Origin of the sequence: Paenirhodobacter huangdaonensis (assembly GCF_004022465.1) — a bacterium.
GTDB classification, from domain to species: Bacteria; Pseudomonadota; Alphaproteobacteria; order Rhodobacterales; family Rhodobacteraceae; genus Rhodobacter; species Rhodobacter huangdaonensis.
This window is the reverse complement of record NZ_SAVA01000007.1, coordinates 130,897-150,903: the sequence shown is the minus strand read 5'-3', so window position 1 is coordinate 150,903 and position 20,007 is coordinate 130,897. Positions and strand designations below refer to the sequence as shown.

Annotated in this window: 18 protein-coding genes, 1 tRNA gene and 2 pseudogenes; 11 read left to right on the top strand and 10 right to left on the bottom strand. The window is 64.6% G+C overall.

The annotated features are described in order from the left end of the window. Positions 1–39: 39 nt before the first annotated feature. The 5 genes from EOW66_RS13100 to EOW66_RS13080 all read left to right on the top strand — a co-directional run bounded on the left by EOW66_RS13100 (position 40) and on the right by EOW66_RS13080 (position 4,196). Positions 40–1,212: a p-hydroxyphenylacetate 3-hydroxylase oxygenase component gene (locus EOW66_RS13100; protein ID WP_128156776.1), complete on the top strand. Its 1,173-nt coding sequence runs from the start codon at positions 40–42 to the stop codon at positions 1,210–1,212. A gap of 77 nt (positions 1,213–1,289) precedes the next feature. Next, positions 1,290–1,811, top strand: coding sequence for a flavin reductase family protein (locus EOW66_RS13095; RefSeq protein ID WP_128156775.1), 522 nt, complete (start codon positions 1,290–1,292; stop codon positions 1,809–1,811). A gap of 33 nt (positions 1,812–1,844) precedes the next feature. Next, a complete protein-coding gene (locus EOW66_RS13090; RefSeq protein ID WP_128156774.1) occupies positions 1,845–2,714 on the top strand; it encodes a transporter in 870 nt (289 codons plus the stop codon). A gap of 159 nt (positions 2,715–2,873) precedes the next feature. Continuing rightward, positions 2,874–3,629 carry an HpcH/HpaI aldolase family protein gene (locus EOW66_RS13085; protein WP_128156773.1) on the top strand — a complete coding sequence of 252 codons (756 nt, stop codon included), beginning with the start codon at positions 2,874–2,876 and terminating at the stop codon, positions 3,627–3,629. A 490-nt stretch (positions 3,630–4,119) separates the two neighbouring features. Further along, positions 4,120–4,196, top strand: a tRNA-Pro gene (locus EOW66_RS13080). 411 nt (positions 4,197–4,607) lie between these two features. Here the strand turns inward: EOW66_RS13080 and EOW66_RS13075 are convergent. Continuing rightward, positions 4,608–5,339, bottom strand: coding sequence for an SDR family oxidoreductase (locus tag EOW66_RS13075; RefSeq protein ID WP_128156772.1), 732 nt, complete (start codon positions 5,337–5,339; stop codon positions 4,608–4,610). Positions 5,340–5,438: 99 nt separating this feature from the next. Between EOW66_RS13075 and EOW66_RS13070 the strand changes: the two genes are divergently transcribed. Continuing rightward, positions 5,439–6,344, top strand: coding sequence for an AraC family transcriptional regulator (locus tag EOW66_RS13070; RefSeq protein ID WP_128156771.1), 906 nt, complete (start codon positions 5,439–5,441; stop codon positions 6,342–6,344). Between the two features lie 244 nt (positions 6,345–6,588). Next, a complete protein-coding gene (locus EOW66_RS13065) occupies positions 6,589–7,464 on the top strand; it encodes an HNH endonuclease (RefSeq protein WP_164881128.1) in 876 nt (291 codons plus the stop codon). A gap of 223 nt (positions 7,465–7,687) precedes the next feature. On the opposite strand, the gene EOW66_RS13060 is transcribed toward EOW66_RS13065, so the two are convergent. Both EOW66_RS13060 and EOW66_RS13055 read right to left on the bottom strand, forming a co-directional pair. After that, a complete protein-coding gene (locus tag EOW66_RS13060; RefSeq protein WP_128156769.1) occupies positions 7,688–8,143 on the bottom strand; it encodes an adenylyltransferase/cytidyltransferase family protein in 456 nt (151 codons plus the stop codon). Beyond that, positions 8,140–9,114, bottom strand: coding sequence for a hypothetical protein (locus tag EOW66_RS13055; RefSeq protein WP_164881127.1), 975 nt, complete (start codon positions 9,112–9,114; stop codon positions 8,140–8,142). Before EOW66_RS13055 ends, EOW66_RS13060 begins: the two co-directional genes overlap by 4 nt. On the opposite strand from EOW66_RS13055, the gene EOW66_RS13050 reads away from it, so the two are divergent. From EOW66_RS13050 to EOW66_RS13040, 3 genes and pseudogenes are all read left to right on the top strand, one after another. Then, positions 9,104–9,670 (top strand): hypothetical protein, encoded by a 567-nt coding sequence (locus EOW66_RS13050; RefSeq protein WP_128156767.1) that lies wholly within the window; start codon positions 9,104–9,106, stop codon positions 9,668–9,670. The two genes, EOW66_RS13055 and EOW66_RS13050, sit on opposite strands and share 11 nt — an antisense overlap. Before the next feature lie 698 nt (positions 9,671–10,368). Next, positions 10,369–10,530: pseudogene (locus EOW66_RS20930) on the top strand (HigA family addiction module antitoxin); the annotation flags it as partial. Between the two features lie 73 nt (positions 10,531–10,603). Beyond that, positions 10,604–11,802 (top strand): annotated as a pseudogene (locus EOW66_RS13040) (IS3 family transposase). 15 nt (positions 11,803–11,817) lie between these two features. Here EOW66_RS13040 and EOW66_RS20405 read toward each other — a convergent pair. From EOW66_RS20405 to EOW66_RS13020, 5 genes are all read right to left on the bottom strand, one after another. Further along, positions 11,818–11,964, bottom strand: a complete 147-nt coding sequence (locus EOW66_RS20405; RefSeq protein WP_164881126.1) for a hypothetical protein — start codon at positions 11,962–11,964, stop codon at positions 11,818–11,820. 81 nt (positions 11,965–12,045) lie between these two features. Then, positions 12,046–13,221, bottom strand: a complete 1,176-nt coding sequence (locus tag EOW66_RS13035) for an acetyl-CoA C-acyltransferase family protein (RefSeq protein ID WP_128156766.1) — start codon at positions 13,219–13,221, stop codon at positions 12,046–12,048. Between the two features lie 95 nt (positions 13,222–13,316). Beyond that, positions 13,317–14,048, bottom strand: a complete 732-nt coding sequence (locus EOW66_RS13030) for a metallophosphoesterase family protein (RefSeq protein ID WP_113901878.1) — start codon at positions 14,046–14,048, stop codon at positions 13,317–13,319. 81 nt (positions 14,049–14,129) lie between these two features. Continuing rightward, a complete protein-coding gene (gene serA, locus EOW66_RS13025) occupies positions 14,130–15,725 on the bottom strand; it encodes a phosphoglycerate dehydrogenase (protein WP_128156765.1) in 1,596 nt (531 codons plus the stop codon). Between the two features lie 111 nt (positions 15,726–15,836). Then, positions 15,837–16,982, bottom strand: a complete 1,146-nt coding sequence (locus EOW66_RS13020) for a phosphoserine transaminase (protein ID WP_128156764.1) — start codon at positions 16,980–16,982, stop codon at positions 15,837–15,839. 169 nt (positions 16,983–17,151) lie between these two features. On the opposite strand from EOW66_RS13020, the gene serB reads away from it, so the two are divergent. Then, positions 17,152–18,024: a phosphoserine phosphatase SerB gene (gene serB / locus EOW66_RS13015; RefSeq protein ID WP_128156763.1), complete on the top strand. Its 873-nt coding sequence runs from the start codon at positions 17,152–17,154 to the stop codon at positions 18,022–18,024. Here serB and nagA read toward each other — a convergent pair. Further along, positions 18,000–19,148: an N-acetylglucosamine-6-phosphate deacetylase gene (gene nagA, locus EOW66_RS13010; RefSeq protein ID WP_128156762.1), complete on the bottom strand. Its 1,149-nt coding sequence runs from the start codon at positions 19,146–19,148 to the stop codon at positions 18,000–18,002. The two genes, serB and nagA, sit on opposite strands and share 25 nt — an antisense overlap. Further along, complete coding sequence (locus EOW66_RS13005) at positions 19,136–19,954, bottom strand: BadF/BadG/BcrA/BcrD ATPase family protein (RefSeq protein WP_128156761.1); 819 nt, start codon at positions 19,952–19,954, stop codon at positions 19,136–19,138. The genes nagA and EOW66_RS13005 overlap by 13 nt, the downstream gene beginning before the upstream one ends. Positions 19,955–20,007: the final 53 nt, after the last annotated feature.

Below are 20,007 nucleotides of genomic sequence, written 5' to 3'. Positions count from 1 at the left end.
CCGCCGGCAGACCACGACACCGACCAAAGGGAGGAACCCATGTTCGACGCGTCCACCACCATGATCGAGCGCATCCGCGCGATCCTGCCGCAGATCGCGGCGAATGCCGTGCAGGCCGAAGAGGGCCGCATGGTCCCGAAGGAGAACATCGCGCTGCTGAAGGCCACCGGCCTGCACCGCGCCTTTCAGCCCAGGGCCTATGGCGGGCTCGAGCTGCCGGTGCCCGAGTTCGAGAACTGCATCGCGCTGATCGCCACCGCCTGCGGCTCGACCGCCTGGGCCTTCTCGCTGCTGGCCGAGCACAACCACCAGATCGCGCTTTATTCGCGCGAGCTGCAGGACGAGATCTGGGGCGAGGACCCGGACACCGTCGCCTCCTCCTCGATCGCGCCCTATGGCAAGTCGGTCGAGGTCGAGGGCGGGGTGCGCTTTTCGGGCGAGTTCGGCTGGTCCTCGGGCTGCGACCATGCGCAATGGGCGATCCTCGGCTTCCTGCGCGACGCGCCCGAGGGCGGCAAGGTCTACAGCTTTGCGATCGTGCCGCGCGCCGATTACGAGATCCGCGACACCTGGTTCACCCAGGGGATGCGCGGCACCGGCTCGAAGACGCTGGTGGTCAAGGACGCCTTCGTGCCGAACCACCGCATCGAGAGCGTGCCGGCGCTGATGAGCCTGACCTCGGCAGGGGGACATCTCTATCCCGACAGCAAGATCTTCCACGTCCCCTTCATCTATGTCTTCGCAAGCTGCTTCTCCTCGGTCAGCCTCGGCATCGCGGAACGGATGATCGCGCTTTACACCGAGCGCACCCAGGGCCGCGTGCGCGCCTATACCGGCGCGAAGGTCGGCCAGTCGATCCCCGCCTGCATGCGTCTGGCCGAAAGCGCGCATCAGGTGGCGGCGGGCCGCGCCTTCCTGGAAAAGACCTGGGAGGACATGCGCGACCACGCCGAGCGCCGGGTTTTCCCCGATGCGCAGAAGATGGCCTATTGGCGCACCAACCAGGCCTATGCGGTGAAGATGTTCGTCGCCGCGGTGGACCGGCTGTTCGAGGCCTCGGGCGGTTCGGCCTGGTTCGACGACGCCGAGGCGCAGCGGCTGTTCCGCAACAGCCACATGACCGCCGCCCATGCCTATACCGACTATGACATCTGCGCGCAGATCCTCGGCCGCGCGCTGATGGGGCTCGAGCCGGACCCGTCCCTGTTCTGAGCCCGCCCGGCCCGGCCTCCCCCCGGGCCGGGCCCCCGCGCCGGCGCGCCCTGCGCGTCGTCCTGACAGGAGTTCCCATGACCGATCTTTCTTCCCCCGCCACGACCGGGTTCGATCCGCGCGCCTTCCGCGCCGCGCTTGGCTGCTTTGCCACCGGCATCACGGTGATCACCGCGCAGGCCGGCGGCCGCCGCGTCGGCGTCACCGCCAACAGCTTCAATTCGCTCTCGCTCGATCCGCCGCTGATCCTGTGGAGCCTGGTGAAGACCTCGGCGAGCTATCCGGTGTTCGAGGCCGCCAGCCATTTCGCGGTCAATATCCTCGCGCATGACCAGATCGCGCTCTGCCGCGCCTTCGCCGCGCGGGGCGACGACAAGTTCGCCGGCGTCGCGGTGACCGAGGGCCAGGGCGGCTGCCTGCTGCTGCCCGGCACCTGCGCCACGATCGAATGCGCCCGCGAGACCGTCCTTGATGGTGGCGACCACTGGCTGCTGATCGGGCGCGTCACCGGCTTTGCGCAGACCGACACCGACCCGCTGCTTTACCACCGCGGCGCCTATTCGCTGGCGCAGCCGCACCCGCAGGCCGCCGCACGCTGACCATCGTCGCACATCATAAGGGAGGAGACCTTGATGAAGATGACACAGACCCTGGGCGCCGGCGCGGTTGCGCTTGCGCTTGCCGCGCTGCCTGCACGCGCGATCGACGTCGGCCCGGCCGACTACACGATCCTGCCCAGCGGCACGGCACTTGCCATGCTCTATCTGCAGCACCTGAGCGCCGACAGCCTCGAGGTGAACGGCGCTGCCGTGCCGGGCTCGTCCTTCGAGGCGAATGTGGGGATCCTGCGCGGGCTCTACTACACCGCCTTCGGCGACCTGCCCGCGGCCTATCACCTCGTCATCCCCTTCGCCGACATCGACCGGGCCCGGATCGGCGGCGCGGACCAGCCCACCAGCAGCGGCCTTGGCGACACCACGCTGGGCCTGACGGTCTGGCCGGTGCAACCCGAGACGCCCGAGACCGGCACCAGCTTCGGCGTCTCGCTCTTCGCGACGCTGCCCACCGGCAACTACGACCCGGAACGCCTCGGCATCGGCGAGGGCACCTGGTCGCTGACGCCGCAGATCGGCGTGATTCAGGGGCTGGGCGGCGGGTTCTTCTTCGACGGCGCGCTCGACGTCGCCTTCCAGGGCGATCACCGCGAGGCCGGGGCCGAGCATTCCCGCAGCCCGTCGTGGCAGCTGCAGGCGATGCTGCGCAAGCAATGGGGGCCGGCCACCTCGCTGACGGTCGGCTATTCCGGCCAGCGCGGCGGCAAGCAGAAGGTGGCGGGCGCCGAGACCGGCCTGAAGACCCACCGCGATCAGCTGCGCCTCTATCTGACGCATTTCATCGACCCCACGACCCAGATCCAGGGATTGCTGGCGCGCGATTTCAATGTCGAAGGCGGCTACAAATACGACAGCGCCGTGCAGCTGCGCCTCGTCAAGGTGTTCTGACCCCGACCGGCCCGGGCAGCCCCGGGCCGTCTTCCTGAAAGGAGTGAACATGTCAAAGACCATTCTGTTCCGAGCCGCCGCCGCCCCGCGGCGATCCGTGCCGCTTTGCGCCGCGCCGCGGGCAGCCTGCGCCCCGGGCGCGGAAAGGGCCGGGTCGCGATGCTGAGCGGTTTTCGTGCCCGCCTGCGGGAGACCGAGCCGCTGCTCGGCACCTTCCTGAAGATCCCCTCGACACAGCCGGCCGAAATCCTCGGCCAGCTCGGCTTCGACTTCGCGGTGATCGACGAGGAACATGCGCCGCTGAACCCCGAGACCACCGATGCGATCGTGCTTGCCTGTCGGGCGCATGGCATGGCCGGGCTGGTGCGCGTGCGGACCGCCTCGGAGATCCTGCGCGTGCTCGACTGCGGCGCCGATGGCGTGCTGGTGCCGCATGTGACCGATGCCCGGGTTGCGCGCGAGGCGGTGGCGCGGGCGCGCTATGCCGCCGCGCGGGGCTTTTCCCCGAGCACGAGGGCGGGTGCTTTCGGCACCCTGGGCATGGCCCAGCATCTCGCGCAACAGGATGCGCGCTGTGCCGTCATCGCGATGATCGAGGATGCCGAGGCAATCAGCACGATCGAGGAAATCGTCGCGGTCGAAGGGCTTGATGCAATCTTCATCGGGCGCGCCGATCTGGCGGTGTCGATGGGCGGAAATCTGCGCGGCAGCGATCTCGAGGCGGCGGTGAACCGGGTGCTTGCGGCGGCGGTGGCCGTGGGCCTGCCGGTGATGATCCTGGCCGCCAATTCGGTCGAACTAGCCCATCTGCGCGCGCGCGGGGCGACGAGCTTTCTCACCGGGTCGGATCAGGGCTTCCTGCTTGCCAGCGCGGCGCAGGCGCGGGCAAGCTTCCTGCCACGCCCGGGCAGCTGAGAGGCATGTCGGGGAGCCGCACGAGCCGGGTGTCGAGGCTTTGCAAAGAGACCCGCGGCAAGGTGAAGGCGTTCCTCCCCCACCCTCCCGAAGGTGGCTGACCCTCCATGTGGATCGGCGCCACCGACCGCAAGGTCCGGCGCGGCGGGCGGATCGTCGCCGCCCGCTTCCGGAACAGAGCGACGAATGGTCCGTCCAGCGCGCCCGCGACAGGGCGCGGGAAGCCCGCCGACGGGCGAAGGTGCCGTCATCAGCTTGCCCGCCGCGGCATCCTGATCAGGCAGGCCCGCGCCAAGTTCCACGGTGACGATCACTGCCAGCTCCCGCCGTGGAACACGCATCGGCGTCCCGGTCAGAGCTGGACCAAAGCCGGCACCGGGGAAACACGCAAACGAGGAGCCTCAAAGAGGCGGCGCATGCGATGCATCGAAAAATCCGCGAAAAGCCCCTTGCAAATCCCCGGGCGACTCTGTAGTTCCGCGCTCACGGTCGGAGCGTAGCGCAGCCTGGTAGCGCACCTGCTTCGGGAGCAGGGGGTCGGAGGTTCGAATCCTCTCGCTCCGACCAAATTTCCCGTTGTCGATAGTCAGGGCATTTGCCCTTTCGCGTCAGGATGTGCCCTTTGGAGGCCATTGTACCTTGGCTCGGTTTGTCCGCCGCTAGAGGGCAAACACCTTGTCTGCGCAGGTGCGCCGTTTCATGAAAATCTGAAGGCTGACAGCCGAGCCTGTTGTTTACCGTGGTCCCGCGGTAATTTCGGCCCAATGCCGCCGGTCGATTGGGCGCAACGCTGCCAGTTGGCAGCCCCGGAAGCATCCGTTCATCTGATGCCGCAGCAAATGCGTGGCTCGGTCGCAGTGAAGCCCTCCAAAGCAGCTGGTCGAAGCACGGGTGGAAATGTGGGGCCAAGGCGAGAACGTCCTACCTTATCCGGTCAGGACGGCCCCGCACTGCGATCTGCCGCACGCCTTCCGTATCTCAGGCGGCCAGGGCGACGGCATCCGGCCCGGCGGGATAGCGCAGCCGGTCGGTGCCATCGGTCGCGGCGTGGAATACGGCCTGCGCCACGTCGGTTTCCCTGGTGGTCAGGGTCGGGTTGGCGAAGGCGGCAAAGATCGGCCGGGCGAAATCGGCATAGGCTTCGGGAATCATGTCCTCGATGGCGAAGTCGATATTCTGCGCGAAACGCGTGGTCGGCGCATAGCCCGGCTCGACCAGCTTTGCCCGCACCCCGAAGGCCGCCAGCTCATGCGCCAGCGATCCGGTGAAACCTTCGATCGCCTGCTTGCTGGCGGTATAGGCAGCGGCCAGCGGCATCGCCGCCAGCGTCACGCTGGAGGTGACGTTCACGATCACCCCCGAGCGCCGCGCCCGCATCTGCGGGGTCACCGCCTGCACCATGGCCATCGTGCCGAAGGTGTTGGTGTCGAACATCTTGCGGACGTAGGCCATCGGCGCGACCTCGAAGGCACCGACAAGGCCGATGCCGGCGTTGTTCACCAGCACGTCGATGTGGCCGGCGGCTTCAACGGCGGCTTTGATACTGGCCGGATCGGTGACATCCAGCGGCAGGATGCGGACACCTTTGGGCAGGAGCCCGGGGTGCGGGGTCCGCATCGTGGCGATGACAGTCCAGCCCTGGGCGTGGAAATGGCGGGCAGTTTCCAGCCCATAGCCAGACGAGGCGCCGGTGATGAGAACGGTGGTCATGGAAGATCTCCGGTGTTTGCGGTTGACGAGAGGAATTTAGCGCGCATGATCAGGATGATCATCAATCGAAAATCCTGATGGAATTTGCGAAAGTCCTGAATGTCCGATCCTCTGGCCCAGGTCATGGAACTCTTGCGCCCGCAGGCGGTGTTCTCCAAGGGGATCACCGCGGCAGGTCGCTGGGCGGTGGAATATACCGAATTTGGCCGCCCGGCCTTTGCGGCGATGACCCTGGGGTGCTGCCGGCTGACCGTCGAAGGCGAAGCGCCGGTCATCGTCGAGGCCGGCGATTTCGTGCTGCTGCCCGCCACGCCGCGCTTCGGCATGTCCAGCCTGAACCCCGGCCCGCTGCGGCGCATCGACGCCCGCACCGCCCCGCCACAGCACGAGGTTCGCCATGGCCAGCAGGACGGCCCGCCCGAGATGCGGCAGTTCGGCGGCTGGTTCACCTTTGCCGCACCCGATGCGGCGCTGCTGGTGACGCTCTTGCCACGGATGATCCATCTGCGCGGCGTGCCCCGCCTGACGCAGCTGGTTCATATGCTGGGCGAGGAGGCCGCGCGCGACGATGTGGGCCGCGATCTGATCCTGTCGCGTCTTGTCGAGATCCTGCTGATCGAGGCACTGCGCGCTGTGCCCGCCGGGACTGCCGCGCCCGGCCTGCTGCGCGGCCTGGCAGATCCGCGCATCGCCAGCGCCCTGCGGAAACTGCATGGCGACATCAGCCGCGCTTGGACGGTTCCCGACCTCGCCGACGCGGCCGGCATGTCGCGCTCGGCCTTCTTCGATCGGTTCACCCGTATGGTCGGCAGCCGGCCGATGGAATACCTGACCATTTGGCGCATGGCAGTGGCCCGCAATCTCTTGCGCGGCGGCAGACTTGCGCTGGACGAAGTCGCTGCACGCGTCGGCTATGGCTCCGCCAGCACCTTCAGTACTGCCTTCAGCCGCCACACCGGCCAGCCTCCGGGACGCTTTGCGAAAGCGGCACTCCCGGAGGGATGAGAAGGGTGGCTCCCCGCCCCTTGCGAATGCTCTTAGGCCATTGATGTGCCCGGCCCTTTCCCGCCGCTCGATGCATGACGGGTACTGCCGAGATGCTTCGTCAAACCCGACGCTCGTGCTTTGTGCAGCGAAATCGAGCCGGTATAGATCTGCTATCGTGAGACAAAGCGAACGGTCAGAATGAAATGTTGCCAAACCGCAGTCGGCGCACACTTCCTGCCGGAAGCACTTCGGGAGGATGGGAATGAACCTGATCGAGACCTACGATGACTTACTATGCAACTGCGCGGAATTGGAGGAAGCACGGAAGGGTGGCGGTCAGGTCAAGGGCCTTTATGCTGGTCTGATCGGTCGCGGGTCGGTCTTTCTCCCCTATCTCACCAGCGATGGGATCGCCTTCGCCCCATCGCGTTTCATTGGATATGCCGAAAACACTGTGCTCGGACATGGGCGGCTGGAGGGGCGGCATGGATGGCATACCACCACTAGGGTGCGGGAGATCTTGCGTGCCCAGTTCGGCTTCACGATCTGGAACGTCGTGGATGAAGCCGCCAACTCGCATTATCAGAGCTTTTGCGGCAGCCTCGGTATTGTGCCGCGGAGATCCAAGAAGACCTTCTGGATTACACCGGAGGTGGGAGACTGGCTCGAGCAAAATACTATCGACCACGCTGATGCCCATGAGGAGATCGCCGCGCTCGAGCACGACGTATTGATCGATACCTCATTTCCCGAGACAACCCGCGAGGCAATCGTCAAGGCTCGGATCGGCCAAGGACTGTTCCGACGGCGCGTCATCCAAAAATACGGTTGCTGTCTGATCACTGAGATCGAGGAGCGCAGTCTCCTAGTTGCCTCCCACATCAAGCCATGGAGGGATTGCCGGAAGGACCCGCGGGAATGTCTCGATCCCGAGAACGCGCTATTACTGTCGCCAACATGGGACAGGCTCTTCGACCAGGGCTTTATCAGCTTCACCGATCGGGGTGAGATGATAATCTCAGACGACCTGACGCAATCGACACGTAAGGCACTCGGTGTCAGGAAACGAAAAATCAAGCTGACGCGGGGCCAAGTGGCTTATATGGCCTGGCACCGCGAGATCCACGGTTACGAATAACCCCGGCCCTGAGCTGCCGGTCGCGCCTCGACGCGCTTTTCCTGAAAGCAACCGTTCAGGCACGGCGCAGCGACCGGGCAAACAGCCCATTTTGATTGTTTCAGTTCATTCGGCGGACACCATGCAAGAGAGTTTAACCTGTCCATTCGGAGGTAATCGCTCTGTCTGCGGGACTTACCTACCTCGAGAAAGATGGAGGATTCTGAGGAATATGAGAATCGCCTTACTCTCCCCCACCATCTTTTTCAAAGCGAATACGTCTGATAATATCAGTGCTAGAGAATCCTGGGGTGTCGGGTATGATAACAATGTTTGCGCCGAAACCCCAGCCATTAATTTTTTCCTGCTTTTCGGATTGGCTTTCTGGGATGAAAATCACATCTGGAGTGAGCTTGGCTATGTAGAAGCGTGAGGTGCTGCGTTTCACAAATGACATAAATCCGATGTTTTCTACATTTCCCACCCTCACGTATTCATCATCATACGGACGATCCGCACCTTTCATTTCCCGAACTCTATGATCTGAGTCGACGCCAACCACTAGAGTTCCGCAATGTGACGCGCAGATTTCCAAGTATCCCCTATGCCCAGTATGAAAAACATCGAAGACTCCACTGGCATAACCCAATGTGCCAGACCTTCCATTTTTAATGACCAACCTGATCTCTTCGAAATTCATCTCCTGCCAGCCTGAGAATTAAGGGCGATCATAAGATCAGCGAGGTCTTCCTCTCTATAGACCCCCAAGTAAACCATTATACGCCTATTCTCTGTACGCAAAACATTGCAAACGCTTTGAACCGTTATGGTGACTGCGCGCTCCGAAGGAATGCCTCCGCTACCCAACCCGAAAACGGGGAGAAAAATAGATCTATATCCTGACGCCAAAGCATTTTGAATGGCCCCACCTATTATTCTATGTATGGCTCCGTCATCAAATTCAACACCCCCTTGTGGTCTTTTTCGTATTGCGACGGCGAGGGTGATGGCTTGAATATTGCAACGTTCGGCGCAGAAGGCTTCGTGAATGAAAACTGTGTGCCCTAAATCGAAGTTGTCATATTTTCCCACGCGCGCCTTCCACTCTAATACGTAATTCTGAAGATGGTCGACTTGCACCTCTCCGCACTCATTCACTTCGGCTGCAAGCCTGCGGACGCGTCCTGAAACTGATGTTCCTGAAATTGAGCCAAGATCCAGGCTGGTATCCTCTGATGTTACAATTACCTGCGCCTCTGTAATGTGGGAAATGTCTCCCAAATAGCAGTATACGTATGAGTTTCCGAATTGAAATCCTTCAAATATTGACTTCAGGCTAACAAGGTTGGAGGTCTTTCCGCTCGAAGCTCTATTTGCAAAGTATACAAAAATGACACTTATTGAGATCATCGTGAAAAATGCGACAGGTTGCATCCATGTAAAATCTCCTGCCACTCGGTATGCTGAGGCGAGTGATACATTCTCCCCTCGAAAAAATAGATCGAGCGCTCCCAATATTACCTGCAAAAGCGTCGGCCCTGCCAAACAAGCAACAGCTGCCAGTGCAAAGAATTTCGCCATGCTAACCAGAACGCCTTGCTTCATTTTGCGAATGAGATATTTTAGAGCGTACTCTTGAACAAATCTGAGGGCGGAACTTGTGTCGGACATATCTGATCTCAATCAGCTTTACGTAAGGGCTTTTCATGGAACGAACTTGCAATATGCAAATAATATCCTCGAAGGCGGCTTTTATTTAAGGGATGATGAAGAGGGGTGGCTCGGTCAAGGTGTATATTTTTTCCTTGATGGCATATGCGAAGGACTGCCCATGGCTAAGGACTGGTCTGAGTTTCGTTACGCCGATTCAACTCCAGTCGTGGTAATGTCTGACATTGTCGCACCGATGAGTTCTGTTTTAGACCTAAGGTCAATGGATCAGTTGCGCGAATTTCATAAATTTCGTCTTTCTTTTACCGAAGGGAACTCCGACTCTCTTTCAAAGAGGCGAGACCTTATGGTGAAAAAGAGGAGGGATATTAGATTGGATGATGCTATCATTGCCAAGGCAGCCATGGAAGCGCCAGGGAAGTCAGTCCTTATACACAACATTTACATAAAGACGCGAAAACTTAGGGAGCTCCAGCTTGAATCATCATATCCGACTTGCACGGCATGTTGCGTTTCAAATATCTCATTCATTAAAAGCAGTCAGATCATTGATTGAAGCATTTTCGACACACCTTTCGAGACAACGAGTTGAGGTCGCAAACCTCGTGTGGCTGACTTGTCACCTCACGATGAATACCCTGAGGTCGGAGTCGATACCAAGTTCAAAGTGCGACGATTGCTCCAGTTAAGGTCTTCCCGATAGTCTCGTTGATTGAGTTTTTTGTGCTTATCCTAAGTTCGACAGTGGAGCCGAGAATTTCCGCTTCCTGCGCAACGCATCGCGCCCCATGGAACCCGCGAGCGGCGGCTTCCGCTGATTGCTGGGGATGCAATGCCGCAACCTCACAGTCCGCTCTCCGCCCTTTTCGCCCAAAAAGGTATCTGGCTCTGGCAAAGTTTCCCCAGCCCGAGCCATACCGCCACCCCAACCAACTCGCCTGTTTGACTCCAAAGGAGTGGCGGCCCTACGCCATCTTTGACAAACAAGAAGAACATTATGACGTGTGCCGCTGCAAGATACGCTCTTTTGTGGCTGTCGGCAGTGGTCGTAAAGCGCTCGAAGCGATACGCCGCATCGGCTCCATGTCGGGTGTCCAGGAAGTTCACGCGTCCGGACCGGGATGACCTTGGATCCGGGGCCAATGCCGACAGGGTGACAGCTCGTGGGCCTGCCATCGTTGAAACTGTATCCGCGCAACGACATTTGGCCTGATCTCGCCGATTGTCGGGGGCGCTGCCGAAGGAGCAACTGAGATGATGCATAGTCCGCCGCATCCAGGCGAAGTCCTCAGGGAAGATGTAATTGCTCCGTTGGGGCTGTCGGTGACCGACGCTGCCGAAAGGCTTGCCATGTCCCGCGTCGCGCTCTCGCGGGTGCTGAACGGCAAGGCGGGTATCAGCCCTGATCTGGCCATTCGGCTTGAACTGACCTGCCACGGGGTTTTTCCTCCACCATCGATTAAAGTCTACCCCAACCTGAGGACGGACAATGAAGCGAACAAGATTCACGGACGAGCAGATCATCGGCATCCTTGCCGGGCATGGTCGACGCATACGTCGACGGTGCGAAGTGTGTGGACCTGTGCCGCAAGCACGGCATGTCGGAAGGCACCTTCTACAACTGGAAGGCCAAGTTCGGCGGCATGACGATATCGGAGGCGAAGCGACTGAAGGCGCTCGAGGATGAGAGCGCGAAGCTGAAGAAGCTGCTGGCCGAGCAGATGCTGGATCTGGCGGCCATGAAGGATCTGGTCGCAAAAAAATGGCAGGGCCCGCCGTGAAGCGCGAGGCGGTCGCACACCTTCGGGCCGCCCACGGTCTGTCGGAGCGGCGGGCCTGTCGGATTGTCAAAGCGGATCGCAAGATGGTCCGCGACCAGTCGCAGCGTGCGCCAGACACGGTGCTGCGCAGGCGGCTGCGGGAGCTGGCCAACCAGCGCCGGCGGTTCGGCTATCGCCGTCTCTTCGTCCTGCTCGCGAGGGTGAGCCTTCCGGCATCAACCGGATCTATCGGCTCTACCGCGAAGAGGGGCTGACGGTGCGCAAGAGGAAAGCCCGGCGCAAGGCCGTCGGGACACGGGCGCCAATCCTTGTCGAGGCGCAGCCCAATGCGCGCTGGTCATTGGATTTCGTCCATGACCAGTTCGCCAACGGGCAGCGCTTTCGGGTACTCAACGTGGTCGACGACGTCACCCGCGAGTGCCTCGCTGCGATCCCGGACAGCTCAATTTCAGGACGCCGTGTGGCGCGTGACCTGAAGGCGCTGATCGAGCGCCGCGGAAAGCCGGGGATGATCGTCTCCGACAACGGCACGGAACTGACCTCGACCGCAATCCTGCGCTGGCGTTCCGGGCACCGGGTCGAGTGGCGCGACATCGCGCCCGGCAAACCGATGCAAAATGGCTTCGTGGAGAGCTTCAACGGGCGGATGCGGGACGAGTTGCTCAACGAGACCATGTTCCGCAACCTGGCCCACGCACATGTCGTGATCGCCGCCTGGGCCGCCGACTACAACACCGAGCGACCGCACTCGGCCTTGGACTACCAGACCCCGATCGACTACGCGCGGCCCCTGACCACCGCAATCGCCCGCCCCGCTGCGCGAGAGGAAAGCTCCGCGCGTCGGGCGATTGCTCAACCTGCGCCGAATGGCGTAAACACCAACTGGGCTCCGGTCACCGCTGGATGAAAGTTCAGTGACAGGTCACTGCGCGGCGGCGATGGCATGTGCCACCGAGGCTCGCGCCCGCGGCGCATCCGCCCAGCAGGTCGTGCCCAGATGCGCCGCGACCAGCCGGCACAGGTCTTCGGGCACCGCCGCGGCGAGGGCTTCGACGGTGCCGAAGCCCACTTCCTCGAACCGGCGCAGGACCCGTCGGCCCCACCAGAGGCGCGGCCAGCAAGGCTGCCCGCTGCTCTGGCGAGAAGGCCATCAGACCAGCTCGATGGCCAGCGCAATGCCCTGGCCGCCACCGATGCACATGGTGATCAGGCCGCGTTTTCCGCCGGTGCGCTCGAGATGGTAGAGCGTCTTCACCGTCAGGATCGCGCCGGTGGCACCGATCGGATGGCCAAGCGCGATCGCGCCGCCATTCGGGTTCACCTTCGCCGGGTCGAGGCCGAGCTCCTTGGTCACCGCCAGCGCCTGCGCCGCGAAGGCCTCGTTCGACTCAATCACGTCGAAATCGGCGACGGTCATGCCGAGCTTCTTGCACAGCTGCTGCACCGCCGGGATCGGGCCGACGCCCATCACCTCGGGGCGCACGCCCGCGACCGAATAGCCGAGGATCTTCGCGCGCGGCTTCAGCCCCGCGGCCTCGGCGGCATCGGCACGCGCAAGGATCAGCGCCGCGGCGCCGTCATTGATGCCCGAGGCGTTGCCGGCGGTGACGGTGCCGTCCTTCTTGAACACCGGCTTCAGCCCGGCCAGCGCCTCGGCCGAGGTCTTCTTCGGGTGCTCGTCGGTGTCGAAGACGACGGTGGCGCGGCGCGAGACGATCTCGAGCGGCACGATCTCGTCCTTGAACAGGCCGGCCTCGATCGCCGCGAAGGCACGCTCCTGGCTTTGCAGCGCCAGCGCGTCCTGTTCTTCGCGCGAGATCGAATGCTCACAGGCGACGTTCTCGGCGGTGACGCCCATGTGGCCGGTGCCGAAGGGGCAGCTCAGCGCGCCGGTCATCATGTCGATGGCCTTCACGTCGCCCATCTTCTGGCCGAAGCGGGCCTGCTGCAGGATGTAGGGCGCGCGCGACATGCAGTCGACGCCGCCGGCGAGCGCGAATTCGGCATCGCCCAGCATCAGCGACTGCGTCGCCGAGACGATCGCCTGCGCGCCCGAGCCGCACAGCCGGTTCACGTTCATCGCCGGGGTGCCGACCGGAACGCCGGCCTGCACCGAGGCCACGCGCGAGACATACATGTCGCGCGGCTCGGTGTTGATGACGTGGCCGAAGACCACCTGGCCGATCTTTTCGGCGTCGATCCCGGCGCGGGCAATGGCCGCCTTCGAGACATGGGTGGCGAGGTCGATCGGGCAAAAGCCCGAGAGGCTGCCCCCGAAGGTGCCGATAGCGGTGCGCGCACCGGAAAGGATGACGATGCCGGTCATGGAGAACTCCCCCTTTGAGATATGGGGGGAGGTTATCGTGGCGCCGCGGCGGGCGCCAGTTGCCCCAGGGGCAAGTGACGGGGCGTCATATCGCCTCAGACGAGGGGAACGCGCCCCTCGGGGGTCAGCAGCCAGGCCTGGCGCCCCTCGATCACCGCGGCCGAGACCGGGCCGCCATAGGCCGCGCTCGAATCCATGTTCAGCCGGTTGCCGTAATGGGTGACCTTGTCGATCGCGGTATGGCCATGCACCACCAGCACGCCGTGATCGCGCGGATCGTCGAGGAACTCGGCCCGGATCCAGAGCAGATCGTCCTCGACCTGGTCGGCCAGCGCCACGCCCGGGCGGATGCCCGCATGCACGAAAAGCTGTTCATCCCGGCGGAAACTGGTGGGCAGCGCCGCGATCCAGGCCCGCGCCTCGGGCGCTACCGCGGCCAGCGTGTCGGCATGGACCTCGGGCAGCGGCCGCTCCTCGGGGTTGCGCACGCCCCAGGAGGCGAGCGTCGTCACCCCGCCGACGCGCGGGTGCATCCATTCGATGCCACTGCGCAGCATCGGATCGTGGGCGTAGGGGTCTTCGAGGAAGCGCTCGAACATGCGGTCGTGGTTGCCCTTCAGCACCACCCAGTTCTCGCCCCGCGCCTGGCCCGCCATCAGATGCTCGACCACCTGGCGCGAGCGCGGACCACGGTCGATCAGATCGCCGATATGGACCAGCGGCGCCTCGCTGTCGCCGACCCGGGCGCGGTCTTCGGCGACACGGGCCTGTGCCGCCTGCAGCAGGTCGAGATGACCGTGGATATCGCCGATCGCATAAGTGCGCATGCTGTTCCTCCGAACGCCGGGACCGAATGCAATGGGCCCCCCGCGGCAGCGGAGGGCCCGGATCTCATCCTCTCATGTCGCTCAGGCGACGAGGAATTCAAGCGGCTTGACCTGCTGGAACAGGCCCGTCGCTTCGAGTTCCTTCACCACTTCCGGGGCGAGCGGCGCATCGAGATAGGCGATGGCGATCGCTTCGCCACCCGCCGCCGAACGGCCGAGGGTGAAGTTCGCGACGTTGACCTTGTGATCGCCGAGCAGCGTGCCGAGCTTGCCGATGATGCCGGGGACGTCCTTGTTCGTGGTGTAGAGCATGTGCGGCCCCACTTCGGCGTCGACGTTGATCCCCTTGATCTGGATGAAGCGCGGCTTGCCATCCGAGAAGCAGGTGCCGGCCACGGCGCGCTCGCGCACCTCGGTGACGACGGTGACCTTGATGTAGCCGTCGAACACGCCCGACTTGTCCTGCGTGGTCTTCGAGATCTGGATCCCGCGTTCCTTCGCGATCACCGGCGCCGAGACCATGTTCACGTCCGGGTTCGCCTTCTTCATGATCCCGGCGATCACCGCGCAATCAAGCGCCTTCAGGTTCATCTTCGAGACGATGCCGTCATAGGTGATGTTGATCGCCTTGATCGGTTCGTCGGTCATCTGGCCGATGAACGAGCCGAGGTATTCGGCCAGCTTCACCCAGGGGCCCATGACCTTCGCCTCTTCGGCGGTCATCGACGGCAGGTTCAGCGCGTTCTCGACGGCGCCGTCGAGCAGGTAGTTCGACATCTGCTCGGCGACCTGCAGCGCGACGTTTTCCTGCGCTTCCGAGGTCGAGGCGCCAAGGTGCGGCGTGCACACGACGTTCGGCAGGCCGAAGAGCACGTTCTCGGTGGCCGGTTCGACGGCGAAGACGTCGAGCGCGGCACCCGCCACATGGCCCGATTTCAGCAGATCGGCGAGGGCTTCCTCGTCGACCAGACCGCCGCGGGCGCAGTTGATGATGCGCACGCCCTTCTTGGTCTTCTCGAGGTTTTCGCGCGACAGGATGTTGCGGGTCTGCTCGGTCAGCGGCACGTGCAGGGTGATGAAGTCGGCGCGCTCGAGCAGCTCGTCAAGCTCGACCTTCTCGACGCCCATCTTCGCGGCCTTCTCGTCCGACATGAAGGGATCGTAGGCGATGACCTTCATCTTCAGGCCCTTGGCGCGGTCGCACACGATGCCGCCGATGTTGCCGGCGCCGATCACGCCAAGCGTCTTGCCGGTCAGCTCGACGCCCATGAACTTCGACTTCTCCCACTTGCCGGCCTGGGTCGAGGCCGAGGCTTCGGGGATCTGGCGGGCGACGGCGAACATCATCGCGATCGCGTGCTCGGCGGTGGTGATCATGTTGCCGAACGGCGTGTTCATCACGATCACGCCCTTCTTCGAGGCGGCTTCCTTGTCGACGTTGTCGACGCCGATCCCGGCGCGGCCGACGACCTTCAGCTTCGTCGCCTTCTCGAGCAGGGCGGCGGTCACCTTGGTGGCCGAGCGGATCGCGAGACCGTCATAGTCGCCGATCACTTCGGCCAGTTTGTCCTTGTCCTTGCCGAGTTCCGGGCGGAAGTCGACTTCGATGCCGCGGTTCTTGAAGATCGCGATGGCGGCGTCGGAAAGCTTGTCGGAGATGAGAACCTTGGGGGCCATTTCTGGATTTCCTGAATATACGGGATTTCGGAAAGGGCGGGTCGTCACGGAGTCTATAGACGTCCCGCCGCACTTTCGCATGCGGCCCACCCGGAGGCAGGCCGCCTGAAATCAGGCCTGAGCCGCGATTTCGGCCTCGAAGGCGTATTCGATCCAGGGCATCAGCGCCTCGAGATCGGCCTTTTCGACGGTCGAGCCGCACCAGATGCGCAGGCCGGCCGGGGCGTCACGATAGGCGCCGACGTCAAGCGCGACGCCGTCCTTCTCGAGCCGCTTCGCGACAGCCTTGGCGAAGGCCGCGCCGTCCTTGATCCGGGCATCGTTGAACTTCAGGCACACCGAGGTGGTCGAGGCATTCGCCGGGTTGTTGGCGAGGTTCTCGATCCAGGGCTTCGCCGCGACGAAGTCCCACACCACCTGCGCGTTCGCCTCGGCGCGGCCGATCAGGCCCTTCAGGCCGCCGATCGTCTTCGCCCATTTCAGCGCCACGAGGTAGTCCTCGACGCAGAGCATCGAGGGCGTGTTGATCGTCTCGCCGACGAAGATGCCATCGATCAGCTTGCCGCCCTTGGTCATGCGGAAGATCTTCGGCATCGGCCATTTCGGGGTGTAGGTTTCCAGCCGCTCGACGGCGCGCGGGCTGAGGATCAGCACGCCATGGCCGCCCTCGCCGCCCAGCACCTTCTGCCAGGAGAAGGTGACGACGTCGAGCTTGTCCCAGGGCAGATCCATCGCGAAGGCGGCAGAGGTCGCGTCGCAGATGGTCAGGCCCTGACGCTCGGCCGGGATGTCGTCGCCGTTGGCGACGCGCACGCCCGAGGTGGTGCCGTTCCAGGTGAAGACGACGTCGGTGTTGAAGTCGACATCGGTGAAATCGACGATGTCACCATATTCGGCCTTCTTCACGTCGGCGTCGATCTTGAGCTGTTTCACCACATCGGTGACCCAGCCCGAGCCGAAGGATTCCCAGGCGCACATGGTGACCGGGCGGGCGCCAAGCAGCGACCACAGGGCCATCTCGACGGCGCCGGTGTCCGACGCGGGAACGATGCCGATGCGGTAGTCGGCGGGCACACCCAGGATCTCGCGGGTGGTCTCGATCGCCTCTTTCAGCTTCGCCTTGCCGACGGCGGCACGATGCGAGCGGCCAAGCGGCGCGTCAGCGAGCATGTCGAGGGAGAAACCGGGGATCTTCGCGCAGGGGCCCGAAGAAAAACGCGGATTGACCGGACGCGCGACCGGAGCTTCGTAAGCCATCAATGGTATCCTTCCAGATAAACGCCCCTCGTTGGGGAGAGGTGTCCCGCTGCGGCAGATACGCCTCCACCTGCTCTGGCACAAGGGGGGAAATTGCGATATTGCGCCGCATCGGCGCCCGAAAGCGACGCCGCGCTCCACTATCGGAAACTTCTCGCGGAATCCCCCAATGTTCATTGCCGTCCTCCTCGCCGATCCGAAAGCCGCCAATCTCGAGCGCGTCACCGTTGAATCGCTGCGCAACGCCTGGGGCGGGGGCGAGGCGCGCTGGCTGAGCCCCGGCATCGCCGCCGAGTTCGATCTGCGCGAGATGCCCTCGAATCGCTGGGAGGTGTGGGAAAGCCTGCAGGGGCTGGGCCACGACCTTGTCATCGTGCCGGCCGCGGGGCGGCGCAAGAAGATGCTGCTCGCTGACATGGACAGCACGATGATCCAGCAGGAATGCATCGACGAGCTCGCCGATGTGGCGGGCGTCGGCGCGCGGGTGAAGGAGATCACCGCGCGGGCGATGAACGGCGAGCTTGATTTCGAGGGCGCGCTGACCGAACGCGTCGGCCTGCTCCGGGGCCTGTCCGCCGACGTCATCCGCCAGGTGATCGACGAGCGGCTCAGCTTCATGCCGGGGGGCCACGACCTTCTGCGCACGATGAAGGCGAACGGCGCCTATTGCGCGCTGGTCTCGGGCGGCTTCACTGCCTTCACCGGCCATGTCGCCGAGGTGCTGGGCTTTGACGAGAACCGCGCCAACGTGCTGCTGGTCGAGGACGGCAGGCTGACCGGCGTGCCCTCGCGCCCGATCCTTGGCCGCGAGGCGAAGGTGCAGGCCTTCCACGAGATCTCGACCCGGCTCGGCCTTGCGGCAAGCGAGGTGATCGCCGTGGGCGACGGCGCGAATGACCTCGGCATGCTGCATCTTGCCGGCATGGGCGTGGCGCTGCATGCCAAGCCCTCGGTCGCCGCGCAATGCGACATCCGCATCAACCACGGCGACCTGAGCGCGCTTCTGTATATTCAGGGCTACTCGGTCGAAGACTTCGCCTGAACCGGAACGCCGCCGCGCCAGGTGCCCGCAAGGCGCCAGTCGGCGGTGAGATGCACGAGATCCGCGGCAAGGCCGGGGGCGATGCGCCCGGCCGGCGCGCCGATCAGCGCGGCAGGCCGCGCGGTCGCCATCGTCAGCGCCGCCTCGGGCGTCAGGCCAAGGCGGGTGATGCACAGCCGGATCGCCTCGGGCAAGGTCAGGTCCGCCCCCGCAAGCGTGCCGTTTTCCAGCCGCAGCGCGCCCTCGCGGCGCAGGATCCGGCGCCCGGCAAGGGTGAATTCCTGCGCCTCGGTGCCCGCGACCGCCATCGCATCGGTCACCAGAAACAGCCGCTCCCCCGCCAGCCGCAGCGCAAGCGACAGGGTCTCGGGAGAGACATGGATGCCGTCGGCAATCAGCCCCGCGGCAAAGGGCAGGCTCAGCGCCGCACCGACCAGCCCCGGCTCGCGCGAGCCAAGCTGCGACATCGCGTTGAAGAGATGGGTGACCATCCGTGCCCCGGCGGCATGGGCCGCCTGCGCCTCGGCAAAGCTTGCCTCGGCATGGCCGAGCGAGACGAGGATCCCGGCCGCGGCCAGTTGCGCGATCTGATCGGGGGTGGCAGAGGCGGGCGCCAGCGTCACCACCAGCGCCGGCAGGCCGGTCTTCGCCTCGGTCAGGATGTCGATATCGTCCTGCGTCAGCGGCCGGATGCACTGCGGCGGATGACAGCCCGGCCGCTTCGGGTCGAGATGCGGCCCTTCGAGATGCAGGCCCAGAAAGCCCGGCACCCGCGCCGCGGCGGCAATCCCCGCCGCCAGAACCGTGCGCGTCGCGGCCGCGGTGTCGGTGATCAGCGTCGGCAACAGCCCGGTGGTGCCAAGCCGCGCATGCGCGTCGCAGATCGTGGCGATGGTCTCGACCGTGGCCGTGCCGTCGAGCATCACGCCGCCGCCGCCGTTCACCTGCAGGTCGATCAGCCCGGGGGCGAGGGTGCCCCCCGAAAGCGCAACGCGCCGCCCCTCGGGCGCCTCGGCCTCGGGCAGGATCGCGGCGACGCGCCCGCCCTCGGTGACGAGCGCGGCGCCATTGTGAAAGCGCGTGCCATCGAAGATCCGCGCGCCGGTAAAGATCAGTCGGTCCATGTCATCTCCTCGCGCGCAAGCGCCAGCGCGCCGTCAAGCGCCGTGCCCGCCGGGCTCAGCGCCGGCCAGTCGGGCAGCGCGAGCCGCGGCCCGAGCCCGCCCATCCAGACCACGGGCAAGGGGGCCTCGGGTTGCAGCAGCTGCACGGCGGCGCGGATCTCGGCCGCGGCGGCCGCGCGCACCGCCTGCGCGGCGGGGTCGTCCTCGAAGGCGCGCGGCGCAAGGCGGGCCCAGTCGGCAGGCATCGCGGCAAGTGAAAAGGCCACCAGCCCCGCCGGCCCGCCCAGCTCGTCGGCGAGCGCGGCCAGCAGCGGCGTCAGCGCCACGAAGCCATCAAGCGCGCGGGTCGTGCGCATGACAAGCGCCCGGCCGATCCAGGCGCCCGAGGCCTCGTCGCCAAGTCGCAGCCCCCAGCCGCCGATCGCGTGCAGCCGCCCGCCCAGCTGCCGGGCAAAGACCGAGCCGGTGCCGATCGCCACCGCGATGCCGTCGCGCGGGCCAAGCGCGCCGCGCACCGAGGTGGCGACGTCCTGCACCACCTTCGCGGGAAACGGCAGCGCTGCCGCGAGCCGCGGCCCCGCGGCAGAGAGGTTCGCCCCGGCAAGGCCCAGCACCGCGCGCACCTGTGCTGCGGGGCGCTCGCCGATCACCGCCCGCGCCACGGCGGACACCTCGCGCAGCGCGGCATCGAAATCGGTGGCGATGTTCGCCGGGCCGGCCTCGGCCCGGGCCAGCACCGTGCCCGAGGCATCGGCCAGCGCCGCGCGGCATCCGGTGCCGCCGCCGTCGATCCCGAGATAGAACATCGCCCCTCCTGCCCGGTTGCGTGGCGCCGGGCCCGCATCGGCGCGAAGATGCC